This is a genomic window from uncultured Kordia sp., from assembly GCF_947496985.1.
Taxonomy (GTDB): Bacteria; Bacteroidota; Bacteroidia; order Flavobacteriales; family Flavobacteriaceae; genus Kordia.
In genome coordinates this window covers 1,054,243-1,067,041 of the sequence record NZ_CANMEZ010000001.1, presented here as the reverse complement: position 1 = coordinate 1,067,041, position 12,799 = coordinate 1,054,243, and the positions used below count along the sequence as shown (strand labels likewise).

General features: G+C 32.6%; 12 protein-coding genes. 9 read left to right on the top strand and 3 right to left on the bottom strand.

Translation table 11 applies throughout. From position 1 onward, the window contains the following. Positions 1-70: 70 nt before the first annotated feature. The 4 genes from Q0828_RS04845 (at position 71) to Q0828_RS04830 (ending at position 2,338) form a co-directional block, all read left to right on the top strand. Entirely contained in the window at positions 71-877 is an 807-nt protein-coding gene (locus tag Q0828_RS04845) for an RNA polymerase sigma factor (RefSeq protein ID WP_298418170.1), read from the top strand. A 2-nt stretch (positions 878-879) separates the two neighbouring features. After that, a complete protein-coding gene (locus Q0828_RS04840) occupies positions 880-1,317 on the top strand; it encodes a hypothetical protein (RefSeq protein ID WP_298418168.1) in 438 nt (145 codons plus the stop codon). Continuing rightward, complete coding sequence (locus Q0828_RS04835; protein WP_298418166.1) at positions 1,314-1,730, top strand: MGMT family protein; 417 nt, start codon at positions 1,314-1,316, stop codon at positions 1,728-1,730. The genes Q0828_RS04840 and Q0828_RS04835 overlap by 4 nt, the downstream gene beginning before the upstream one ends. Before the next feature lie 98 nt (positions 1,731-1,828). Further along, complete coding sequence (locus Q0828_RS04830) at positions 1,829-2,338, top strand: acyl-CoA thioesterase (RefSeq protein ID WP_298418164.1); 510 nt, start codon at positions 1,829-1,831, stop codon at positions 2,336-2,338. 103 nt (positions 2,339-2,441) lie between these two features. Here the strand turns inward: Q0828_RS04830 and Q0828_RS04825 are convergent, their stop codons facing one another. From Q0828_RS04825 to Q0828_RS04815, 3 genes are read right to left on the bottom strand one after another with little or no spacing between them, the layout of a single operon-like run. Next, a complete protein-coding gene (locus Q0828_RS04825; protein WP_298418163.1) occupies positions 2,442-3,698 on the bottom strand; it encodes an HmuY family protein in 1,257 nt (418 codons plus the stop codon). Positions 3,699-3,732: 34 nt separating this feature from the next. Further along, entirely contained in the window at positions 3,733-5,127 is a 1,395-nt protein-coding gene (locus Q0828_RS04820) for an HmuY family protein (protein ID WP_298418161.1), read from the bottom strand. Positions 5,128-5,130: 3 nt separating this feature from the next. Further along, on the bottom strand, positions 5,131-7,278 hold the full coding sequence (locus Q0828_RS04815; RefSeq protein WP_298418159.1) for a TonB-dependent receptor plug domain-containing protein: 2,148 nt from the start codon (positions 7,276-7,278) through the stop codon (positions 5,131-5,133). A 103-nt stretch (positions 7,279-7,381) separates the two neighbouring features. Here Q0828_RS04815 and Q0828_RS04810 point away from each other — a divergent pair, with 103 nt between their 5' ends. From Q0828_RS04810 to Q0828_RS04790, 5 genes are read left to right on the top strand one after another with little or no spacing between them, the layout of a single operon-like run. Next, positions 7,382-8,287, top strand: coding sequence for a DUF6607 family protein (locus tag Q0828_RS04810; protein ID WP_298418157.1), 906 nt, complete (start codon positions 7,382-7,384; stop codon positions 8,285-8,287). A 3-nt stretch (positions 8,288-8,290) separates the two neighbouring features. Continuing rightward, positions 8,291-9,691, top strand: a complete 1,401-nt coding sequence (locus Q0828_RS04805; RefSeq protein WP_298418155.1) for an ankyrin repeat domain-containing protein — start codon at positions 8,291-8,293, stop codon at positions 9,689-9,691. Positions 9,692-9,694: 3 nt separating this feature from the next. Next, positions 9,695-10,189 carry a DUF2271 domain-containing protein gene (locus Q0828_RS04800; RefSeq protein ID WP_298418153.1) on the top strand — a complete coding sequence of 165 codons (495 nt, stop codon included), beginning with the start codon at positions 9,695-9,697 and terminating at the stop codon, positions 10,187-10,189. A 13-nt stretch (positions 10,190-10,202) separates the two neighbouring features. Next, a complete protein-coding gene (locus Q0828_RS04795; RefSeq protein WP_298418151.1) occupies positions 10,203-12,404 on the top strand; it encodes a PepSY domain-containing protein in 2,202 nt (733 codons plus the stop codon). A 19-nt stretch (positions 12,405-12,423) separates the two neighbouring features. Beyond that, entirely contained in the window at positions 12,424-12,777 is a 354-nt protein-coding gene (locus Q0828_RS04790) for a DUF6686 family protein (protein ID WP_298418148.1), read from the top strand. Positions 12,778-12,799: the final 22 nt, after the last annotated feature.

Genomic DNA, 12,799 nt, shown 5'->3' with positions numbered 1-12,799 from the left:
TATGTTATACAAAACAATTTTTATTTAAGTTGTCACACTTTGTATCTTTTCCATGTCTAAATAAATAGATATGAAAGATACTTTAGAAGTTTTAGCACAAAAAGCAAATGCAGGTGATAGGAAGTCGTTGGAAGCAATCGCTTTGAACATTCAGGATTATATCTACAACTTATCCTTAAAAATGTTGCTTTATCCACAAGACGCTGAAGATGCTACACAAGAAATACTCATCAAAGTCATCACGCATCTGAGCACATACAATCATAAAAGTAAGTTTACTACTTGGGTATATAGAGTTGCGACAAATTATTTAGTAACCTATAAAAGTAAAAAAGCCAAAGAATTTGCAATGCCTTTTGAAGAATATGCAAAATTAATTGATAATGGACATTCCAATATGGTAAAATATGCTTCCAATGAAGGCGAACTCTCGCTGCTAGAAGAAGAAGTAAAAGTAAGTTGCACACAAGGCTTACTACTTTGCTTGAATCCTGTTGATAGAATGGTATATATACTATCGGAAATTCTTGAGTTTAATAGCGTAGAAGGTTCCGAAATTATGGAGATTACTTCTGATAATTTCAGGAAGAAACTATCACGATCAAGGACTAAAATTCGCAACTTTTTAAATAACAAATGTGGATTGGCGAATCCTAGAAATCCTTGTCGTTGCAAGAAAAAGATTGATTTCCTGATTGATCAAAAAATTATTAATCCAAAAGATTTACGATTTGCAGGTTTTTCACAACGCAGTATTGATTTAATTGGACGATTGGATAAACTAGAAAAGTCCATTGAGATTTATCGTTCTGTACCTAAAGTTGAAGCGCCTAAAGCAATCTTTAAAAAATTACAACAAACCATAACATTTACCTAAACATGACCCTCGAAAAATTCAACTTTAAACATTTTATTACCATCACTTTATTAACGAGTATTTGGATTCACATTTCAGAGATTTTCCGTTATTTCATATTCGTTGTACCTAGTACACAATCATTTTTTGATCATAAATCAGGTATTGCGGATATAGATGTATCCATTTTTGCTATTTGGGGATTTTGGGATACGTTATTAACAGCTATTCTTGTTTTTTTCTTTTGGTTGTACTCGCGTGTTTTTGGATATTCTAATCGTTCCGTTTTAGCTTCAGGAACTATCCTATGGTTAGCCATTTTTGTGATCTTTTGGATTGCAACAGCAAATATGGGATTGGCTGAATGGAATATGCTTTGGGTAACATTGCCATTAAGTTGGTTAGAAATGATTGTAGGTACTTGGATCGCCTCTAAACTTTATAAAAAATACGAAAAATGATTCCTTCTAAAATAGTAACTATTCCATCCAAAATGGAGAAATTTTATGGAAAAGGGACTATGTTGCATCCTTCCATAGAAACCATTACAGCACTTGTAAAAACAATTCCTAGAGGATCTATAGCAACAATAGATACACTCTCTAAACGTTTGGCAAACGATTTTGACACCGATGTTGCATGCCCAATGCGAACAGGAAATGCGCTGAAAAAAATTGCAGAACACTATTCAATTGATACTATCGATTATAAAGTTCCTTTTTGGCGTGTAATTCGTACAAACAAACTAGTTATTAAATCAAAAAACTATGAATTTTCAGCATCTTTACTTGAGGATGAAGGGTTCAGGTTATTGTATCCAAAATCTGGTGTTATAAGAGTTGATGTTGATACAAATAGATTATTTTCTTTTTAGTTAATTTACATGTGTAAAACTTCCATGGTTTCTGTAATTAATTCTATTTTTTAACGTCCTAGAATACGAATCTATGTACCTTTGCAAAAAATGTAATGATGGAAACAAAACATCCTAAATCATCGAAAACAATTATGACTGACTTGGTATTACCAAGTGAGACAAATCCGTTAAATAATTTATTTGGTGGCGAATTGTTAGCTCGAATGGATAGAGCTGCAAGTATTGCCGCACGTAGACATTCTAGAAGAATTGTAGTAACGGCTTCTGTGAATCATGTAGCGTTCAATCGTTCTATTCCGGTAGGAAGCGTAGTTACGGTAGAAGCAAATATTTCAAGAGCTTTTAAATCGTCTATGGAGATTTATATTGATGTTTGGATTGAAGATCGTGAATCTGGTCTGCGCGATAAAGCCAATGAAGCTATTTATACATTTGTTGCTGTAGATGATACGGGACGACCTGTACGAATTCCAGAATTAGTTCCTGAAACTAAGCTAGAAAAAGAACGTTTTGACGGTGCATTGCGCAGACGTCAATTGAGTTTAGTATTAGCTGGAAAGATGAAACCAGATGAAGCTACAGAATTGAAAGCATTATTTAGTTAGACCTCGACTCCACTCAGTCCATTAAAAAATAATAAACATAAAAGCAATCTCTTCATTACAAAGAGATTGCTTGCCTTTCAAACTACACTATATCGAGAACTTTTTATCTCAACACAATTTTTTTAGTAACATTATAATTTCCTGAGTTAAATTGTAATACATACATTCCAGCTTCAAGTGATGATAAGTCTAATTGTTTATTGTAAAAACCTGAGTTATTGCGTAACGTTGTTCCATATACTTTTTGACCTGTTGTGGTATAAATAGCAACTTCATTTGTATTTCCATTGAATTTTGCAACATCATATAAAAGGTTTATTTTCTTGTCTAAAGATGGATTTGGGTAAATTCCGAAAGAAACACCTTCAGCAACTTCAGCAACACTTAATGAACTTGTAACATCTTCTTGATTAAATGTGATGTCTCCAGCACCACTTCCTGAAAAAGCAGTAAAATAGATTCTGTACACAGTATCATCAGCGTATTTTACATAAAATGCTCTATCAGAATTCACACTAAAGCCCATTCCTGTAAATGATTTCCAATCATATCCAATTGTATTGATATCTGTTGAATATGCTAATGTTGGGTTTGCTGGCATTCCTCCTACTTCTTCGTTTTGAGCAACAGTTACTTCACTACTATGCAAAACTCCAGTCACTAAATACTGAGTATTTGGCGCAACTTCTGTATAATAACGTGTAAATACAAAATCCCAATCAGTTACTGCAGGTTCAGCTACAACTTCAGAATCTGTTGTAAATGAATAGTAATTGTATTTATTATTTGGATTGCTCGAATTTGCTACTGTAGCTGTTTGGTCTGCGCTCCAAGCACTTCCTGTCCACGTACTATATTTAAACGTGTATGATCCAAAATAATCTTCAACAATTAATTTTCTATATGTTCCATCTGCATATTTTAGCACAAAAATGATACTTCCCGTAATGTGATGCGTTACAGGATTGTAACTTCCCCAACCAAAACCAAACGGAGGTGCATTGTTAGAACCTCTCATAAAAGCGCCATCATTCCAGTCCGTATCACTGTTGTATAATTGTGTCCAATTGCTTTCATTTGAAATATCAATCGTATTCCAATCACTTGCGGTATTTGAAGCTTCAAACACTTCAATTCCAATACCGCCATTTACACGAATTGCCTGATTTAAATTACTTTCTCTTAAAAAAGCAATATCCCATGAATTTGCTGCAAACGTAGTTGCCGTTTCTGTACTAATTTTATAATACACCTGATTCGCATAACCAGCGCCCATACTAGTATTTACTGTAATTTCCTGTGCATTTAATGTAGTAAAACCTACTACTAAAAAACACAATAATAGTAATTTTGTTTTCATTTGAATTTAGTTTAATGTTTGAGTAATTTTAATTTTATTGTAGTAATTGATATTCAAATTCAGGATAACCACGTTCTCCATTTTGATTGGTTAATCCCAAGAATTTTAACTTGTATATATTTCCGTTTGGATCTTTAACAATGTAAAATCTATCTGTACGCGCCGTCCCTGAGAATACATCACGCCAAGTGCTTCCAATCGTAGTTTGATCTTCTAAGAAATTAGTTTCTATAACATCTGACACTTCAAAATCATCATATAAAACATCTGCGATATTTACTTGATATGAAACTGCCGAGCCTTTTCTATTATGCGTAACAAAGTCAGAGAAACCATAACTTCCTGCACCTGGTAATATGTTGGTCATTACGGTAAAACTGATGTCCCATTTATCTTTTTTAGGTTCTACGGAAACCACATTGTTTGTATTGAAACTAAAATGTGTAAGGTTGAAATCTGTATCTTTTGAAATGATAACTTCTTGATGCGTAGTTTCGTCTAAATTGGCATATTGCAGTACATAATCATTCCCATTACGGAGAATTCGTATTTTTCTCCAACCTCTTTGATCACCAGCTACAGCTACACTTCCAACTGTCGGCATGGCTGTTCCAACTTCATATCCTAAATTGATCAAATACACATTATTATCAGCATCATTGATAGAAATTTCATTGATAGCTGTTTCCAGAATATTCCCGTTTGGTGCATCTACATAGGCTGCATTTGAAGGATCAAATGTTCCAACGGCTACTTGTGGCTGTAAACTTGTTACACTTGCCGCTGTAACTGCATCAATATCTGTTACAGTAAGTTCTTTTGCCGCCATATAAATAGAACCATTAATAGTAACTCTAAATTCATTACCATTATAAAATCCTAAATCCCAAGAATCGCGCTGTGCTAATGTGGTACTCTGACTACTTAAATCTACAAATACCTGATTTCCTTCATTTGGCCCACCAAGTTCAGGTGAAATACTTCCTCCTAAAGCTGCTGACGAATTAATTACAAACTCCGTATTTCCTTGTACACTTGCATTATCATAATTAATAGTTGAAATTGAAAAGTTGATTAAAGTTGTTTCATCTAGTGCAGCACTTAGCTTGTTGAATATAATTTCATTTTTAACTTCTCCTGATGTTATTGTTACTTCAATTGTATTATTTATTGCTGCAGGAATTGTGGTAAAATCTTCTCCATATACTGCATTTGTTGGTAATAATTCTATCGTAACCGAACCATTTTGAACTGCCGTTTCTGAATACACCAACGGAATTGTCTCTTGATTTCCAATATCTTGTAAATTCTTTGATAAACTTTCAAAAGCTACTACAAACGGATCGCTTTGTAAGCTATCGTCATCACTACACGCAGTGATAAAAATTGCGCATGCTAGCAATAAAAGTTGTTTTAATCTCGTCTTCATGATTTATAGGTTTAAGTTGTATGCTAATCTTAAAAAGTAGGATCTTCCATATCCAATTAATAAACTTGTTGGCGGTCCGTTATGTGCGCCTCCTTCAACAGCAGTTGTATTTACATTGGTGACATCAAATAAGTTTCGAACACCAAATGTGGTTTCTATTTTATTGTTAAAGAATCCTTTTTTCACAGTGGCTTCCGTCCAACTGTAGGCGTCAGTAGTTCCTCGAACAAATTCTTGATTTCCTTCCGCATTTGTTTTTTCTACAAATTGATATTGTTTTCCAAGATGTTTGAAGTACAAAGCAAATGTTGCATTCCACTTCGGAACACGGTAATTGATATTACTGTTTACTTGAAAATTGTATAGGAAATCGTCGTTTGAACTTGTATTGCTATCCAATACTTTGGAAACGCCTAAAATTGAGAAACCTAACTGTGCTTGTAGCTCTTTATATTTCAACGTATTTTCAAAAAATACACCAATAGATTTATACGAATCGATGTTGTTATATTGAAATGCTAGTGGGTTTTGCTGTATAACAATGAGTTCTATTCTATCTTTTACGTCTAAGTAAGCAAGGCTTATTTTATTTTTTAATTGAACAGTATTATCTGCCAGCCAAAAACGTTTTTTTAAGTGTAAAAACGCCGATAAACCACGTTCAGGATTTAAGTTTGGGTTTCCTTGCACATCGTGATTTACATCTACAAAATAGGTGAACAACTCATCATAACTAGGTGTTCTGTTTGATGAACCTACAATTCCACGCAATTCCCAATCGCCTTTAAAAATATATTTAGAACTTACGGAGAATACATACTGATTGTCAAACAAGTTGGTAAACGAAATACGTGCACCAGGACGCAATGAAAAACGATCAGATAGCGTGAGTTCAGAGGATGCGAAAAAGTCATAATTACTCAAACGCTGCGAAACTGTGCTTTCCGCCGGATCAATAGTAATTGCCAACGGAGAACCTGAACCTTTTTCATTCGTAAATTCATATCCTGCTTGTAAATTGAACTTTTCTGTTCGAACTAAGTTGCTAAATGTCCCGCGTGAAAACAATGCTGAACGTGATAAGTATTCACCTTCTTGAACATTTAATTTTTCATCACTTCTAATTCGGTACGTATAAGCTTCAAGGTCTTTTGTTTGTTCTTGGTATGATAATGAGATATTAAAATTGACTTGTTTCCCTAGTTTTCCATTACTATTTAAATGATGAATGATACGTTCATTTGTGTAAATTTCATCCAAAGCCAACGGATCACTTGTTGCTGTCGCAGGATTTTCATTTAAATCAACAATTGAGTTGAATCGATCAATGCTTTCATTAAAATAATCAAACTTATAGAAGATATTAAAGTCATTTTTTTTGTAGTTTAATAGTAACTTAGCGTTATGTTGCTCTTTTGGCAACCAAACGTGCCCACGCAATCCATCGTTTCTATCATACACTTCTCCTTGTCTATTGTCCCAAAAACCACCAAAATCGTTTCGTGTATAAGTAATATCTCCAAACAATTCATCTGTGAAGTTATGTCCCACTTTTACAGATTGAATATGTCGTCCTTTATCAAACCATTCGTATTCACTACCAACGGTTTCTTCTTGTACATACGCGCGAATACGTGTTTTTTGTGCGGCTGATTTTTTCGTAATAATATTGATGACTCCAGAAACGGCATTGGCTCCGTATTGTACGCCCATTGAACCTTCAACGATTTCAATTTGTTCAATATCATCAAGGTTTATCAGTGTTAAATCGACATTATTTCCAACGCCTTCCTCATTAATTACAGGCACATTATCTATTAAAATTTTAAAGTATTGCGCATCCAACCCAAATAATGTAACACCCGATTTTCCTGTAGAAGCATTCGGAATGATATTTATATTCAAGGATTGATTCAACAAGTCAGCCAAATTGTTTGCTGCACGTTGTTTAATTTCTTTTCTATTAATCACTTTTACTTCAAAAACAGATTTTTTTACCGATTGCGGATTGTGTTGCCCTGTAATTACGACCGTTTCTAATTTTTCAGCTTTTATAGAATCTTTGACTGTTTCCTCTTTTTGCTGACCAAAAGCAATATTCACTAAAAAAAGTGAAAAAATAATGTAGAAATAATTTTTATTTAGACTCATTCCAATTAAATTTGTCGCAAATATATATGTTATTTTAATTCAATCTAAATAAGTATAGATAAATTTTTAAATTATTTTTCTGTTAACACTAATCAATATTAAAATGAAAAAAATCGTAGTACTATTTGTTATATCACTTGTATTTATTATGAATACAAATGCACAGAGCAAAAAGAAAAAAGACAGGAACGCCATTAAAGAAATGTGCGGTTGTTTTGAAGTTACCTTTAATTTTGCTGAAACTTTTCAGTATAGCAACGATTCTTTATACAAACCGTCTAAGACAAAAATGGATAAAGGATTGGAGTGGGCACAACTTGTCGTAGATGAAAAAAATAAGATCTCAATTCAACATTTATTACAGGTTGGAAACCCTGCAAAACCATACATTGTAAAACATTGGAGGCAAGATTGGCTGTATGAAAACACTGGTTTTTACATGTATAATGGAGATAATAACTGGGTTTTTGTAGATAAGCCTAAATCGAACGTAAAGAAACAATGGACACAAAAAGTATTTCAAGTAGATGATAGTCCTCGCTATGAAGGTTCAGGAACGTGGGTCCATGTTGATGGAAAAAGCTACTGGGAAAATACTACAGATGCACCATTACCTAGACGTGAATATACGAAACGTAGTGATTATAATGTAACGGTTCGTGGAAATCGACATGAAATTACAGAAGATGGTTGGGTTCATGACCAGGATAACTTAAAAGTCGTGCGTGAAGAAGGAAAAGAGGATATTATTATTGCTAGCGAAAAAGGGTATAACGTTTATAAAAAAGTAGCTGATAGTCGTTGCAAAGGCGCTTCAGATTGGTGGCAAAAGTATCAAGAAAAATGGGCAAAAGTTCGTAAAAAATGGGCTGAAGTGTATGGAAGAGATACAGATTTATCTCTAGAAGCAAAAGTTGACAACAAAGTATTGTACAAACACTTATTTGCTGAAGAAATGACCGAAGAAGAAAAGATAAATGAAGTAATTGAAGCTTTCGTAAAGAAATAAATTATGAGAAAAAAACATCTATATAGTATTTGCATATTCTTGTTTATTGTTGGATTTAGCTTTGCGCAAAAATCTAATGCATTTTTAAGCAGAGCATATTGGAAAACGAATCCAAGTATTGCAGATATTGATCAAAAAATAGCTGCTGGAAACGACATTTCTGAATTGGACAACAACATGTTTGACGCGGTTTCCATGGCACTTATTGAAAAAACAGACAATCAAACCATTAAATATATACTTTCAAAAAAAGGAAATGATGTCAATAAATTGACACATGATGGAAGAACTTATATTTTCTGGGCTGCCTACAGAGATAATCTGGAAATAATGCGATTTTTAGTTGAAAAAGGTGCGAAAACAGACATCATTGATAGTCATGGATACTCTATCGCCAACTTTGCTGCTGTTACAGGTCAGGTAAATCCTGATTTGTACAATTTTTGTCTCACTAATGGAGCAAAGCTAGCAAAAGACACCAACAATGATGGCGCAAATGCATTGCTATTAGTAGCGCCTTTTGCTAAAGATTTCAGTATTATTGATTATTTCGTTTCCAAAGGAATATCACTAAAAAGTACTGACAACAATGGAAATGGAATTTTTAACTATGCCGCAAAAGCTGGAAATATTCCACTAATGAAACGTTTGATTGAAAAAGGTGTTGATTACAAAATACTTAGTAAAGAAGGTGAAAATGCCATCATTTTTGCAAGTCGTGGTTTGCGAAGAAAAACAAACACACTCGAAACATTTAAATATTTAGTTTCCTTAGGAGTTAAAGCTAATGTTACGACCAAATCTGGTGAAACTCCATTGCACTCATTATCATACAAATCAGAAGACGTGAATGTTTTTAAATATTTCATTGCGGAAGGTGTAAATGTAAATCAAATAAATGATGGCGGAAAAACAGCACTTACACATGCTGTTCATCGTAATACTCCTGAAGTCGTGGCTTTTTTACTGGAAAAAGGTGCAAAAATTGATGTATTAGACAAAGAAAAAAACAATCTCGGATATTACTTATTGCGAAATTTTAATTCAAAAAAACAGGAGAATTTTAATAAAAAACTAGCACTTCTAGAAAGTAAAGGTTTCGATTTCCGAAAAGCACAAACCAATGGAAACACTTTATTTCATTTAGCACTTGATCGAAATGATTTGGAATTAGTAAAATATGTAAAATCAATTGGTATTGATGTAAATCAGCAAAATAAAGATGGGATTTCTCCTTTGCATATGGCAGCCATGAAGGCAAAAAACACAACGGTTTTAAAGTATTTATTAACTATTGGAGCTGATAAATATCAAAAAACAGCTTTTGAAGAAACTGTGTACGATTTGGCAAAAGAAAATGAGCTATTGCAACAAGAAAATATAGACGTAACTTTTTTAAAATAAGACATGAAAAAATCAACAATTATAATCGCAACAGTCGTTTGTATTCTTTCCATTTTTACACTGATGAGTTTTACCACAGGGGTAGAAAATTCAAAGTATAAATGTATGATTCAAATGAAAAACTATACTGGCGAAGGTGCGTATGTAATAATTTCTTTATTGGATACTGATGGGAAATATTTAGAAACATTATATGTACAAGGAAATGATGACGAATGGTATGCTGATATTACAGAATGGTGGAAATTTTACGGGAAAAGACGTCCAGATATCGATGCCATTACTGGTGAAACTATTAGTGGCGGCGAACGAAAAATTAGCGTTATAGAAATTCCTAACGATAAGATTAATGCTGGTTATAAAATTCGTTTTGAAACGGCTGTAGAAGATCAAGAATATTATGCAGATGATGTTCAATTTGAATTGACAACTGAAACTGTAAAAAGCAAAATTGAAGGCAAAGGATTCATTCGTTACATACGTATGATTCCTCAATAAATTTTACCAACATATGACAATTTCTATCTGGAGATATAGCCATTTAACATTGGCTATATCTTCTGCTCTTTTTATACTTGTTGCTTCTCTTACAGGAATTATTCTAGCATTTGAACCTATTTCAAAGCAGCTAGAGCCGTTTGTCGTGGATAATTTAGACAAAATTTCTATTGCAAATACGGTAACTATTTTACAAGAAAAATATGATGAAGTAATTGATATAAAAGTTACCAATGATGATTTTGTTATCGCTTCAGTAATTACAAACGCAGGTGAAAGTGAAACCTTTTATATCAATCCTATTTCTGGAGAAAAGTTAGGAGATATTATCGAAAAAGCACCCATTTTCAAATTTGCAACAAATCTGCATCGTTCGTTGTTTTTAAAAAGCACTGGGCGTTTTATTGTTGGTTTTGTATCATTTTTACTGTTTCTAATTTCAATTACTGGAATTCAATTGATTGCCAAACGACAAGGAGGAATCAAACGTTTTTTTTCTAAAATAATCAATGAGAATTTTCAACAATATTATCATGTACAACTGGGAAGAATCATGTTGATTCCACTGATAATAATTACGCTAACAGGTGTCTATTTATCGTTAGAAAAATTTTCATTAATACCATCTTACAACAGTGTACATCAAAAAGTTAATTTTTTTGAAACGATTCCTAAAAAAGTACCTCCTCTAGATTTTGAAATATTCCAGAATACTTCTTTAGCTAATTTAAAAAGTATTGAATTTCCTTTTTCAGAAGACATTGAAGATTACTTTTTAGTACAATTAAACAATCAAGAATTGCAGATTCATCAATATACAGGAGAAATCTTAAGCACTTATCAATTTCCTTGGGTCACTATTGCTTCCCAATGGAGTTTGATTTTGCACACAGGGCAAGGTACTATTTTGTGGTCATTTGTATTATTATTGACAAGTATTGCGTTGATTTTCTTTATCTATTCAGGGTTTAAAATGACCTTAAATCGAACTAAAAAACAATTGATTCCAAAAAATATGCATGATAAAGACACTGCTGAATTCATCATTCTAGTTGGTTCGGAAACAGGAAGTACATATGGTTTTGCAAGTTCTTTTTTTAATGCGCTTATTGCGAATGAACAAACTGCTTTTATTTCACAGTTAAACAACTATACAACTTATAAAAGTGCTAAACATTTGATTGTGTTTACAGCAACTTATGGCGAAGGAGAAGCACCTACAAATGCTAAAAACTTTGAAACTTTATTAAACCATACAACACATCAAAATGCTATAAGTTATACAGTTGTTGGCTTTGGTTCTTTATTATATCCTGATTTTTGTAAGTATGCTATTATTGTAGATTCATTGTTGCAACAGCATCCTAATTTTGTTCCTGGAATGCCTTTGTTTAAGATAAACAATCAATCGTTTACAGCTTTTCAAAATTGGGCAAAACAATGGGCAAATCATACCAATATTCCAATTACAATTCAAAAACCTGCTGCTAACGTTAACTTGAAAAAGTTGAAATCATTTTCAGTCGTAGAACGTTCAGATTTGAATGAAGATTCTACTTTTTTAATTCGATTTAAACCCAAGAAAAAACAACAATTTCAATCTGGCGATTTGTTATCTTTTTATCCTAAACCTGATCATGTAGAACGATTGTATTCTATTGGAAAAATTGAAAATGATATTGTGTTAAGTGTAAAAAAACATGAGTTCGGCGTTTGCTCCTCTTATTTAAGTCAATTGGAAAAAGATGCTATTGTAAAAGCAAAAATTAAGCGCAATCACGAATTTCATTTCCCAAAATATACAGATGAAATTGTTATGATTGCCAACGGCACAGGAATTGGTCCTTTTTTAGGAATGATTAATGAGAATCAACAATATAAGAAACTACATTTGTTTTGGGGAACTCGCACAAAATCTTCTGTAAATGTGTATAAAGACCTATTAGACAAAGGCTTGAATTCAAACAAATTAACAAGTTTACACATTGCGTATTCACAAGAAAACGAAACTAAACAATATATACAAAATGTCATTTCCGAACAAGTTGATTTTATCGCAAATGTGTTAAATAATGAAGGTGTTATTATGATTTGTGGCTCCGTAGCTATGCAAAATCAGGTATTGAATGTATTGGAGGCCATTTCAAGATCAAAACTGAATGTTCCATTAAGTGAGTTTGAAAATAGAGAACAAATAAAAATGGATTGTTATTAAATTAATTAAAGAGAAATGTATGTGTAATTCACTAACAATAATTGGTCAAGTCAATAATGGAATTTTAACTTTTTGCAAAACTTGTAAAATATATCACTTAGAGTTTACAAATATATACCTTGAATTTAATGAAGAAGAGTTTAAGCAATTTAAAGCATACTTGTTAACAATTGAAATTGGCTATTGGGAACACAAATATGCGAATGTAAATATTAGACGTAAAATACCTATTCCAACCACACAAAATAATTTAACCTTGTTATTTAATAGAAGTGAGATTACAGAACTGATTACTTTATTCTGTAGTAAATCTACTCATGAAAAACCATTACTCGATGTTTCTCAAATTGACTATACACTCGTCATTAATTGAGTTTTTTTGCCTAATTATTTTT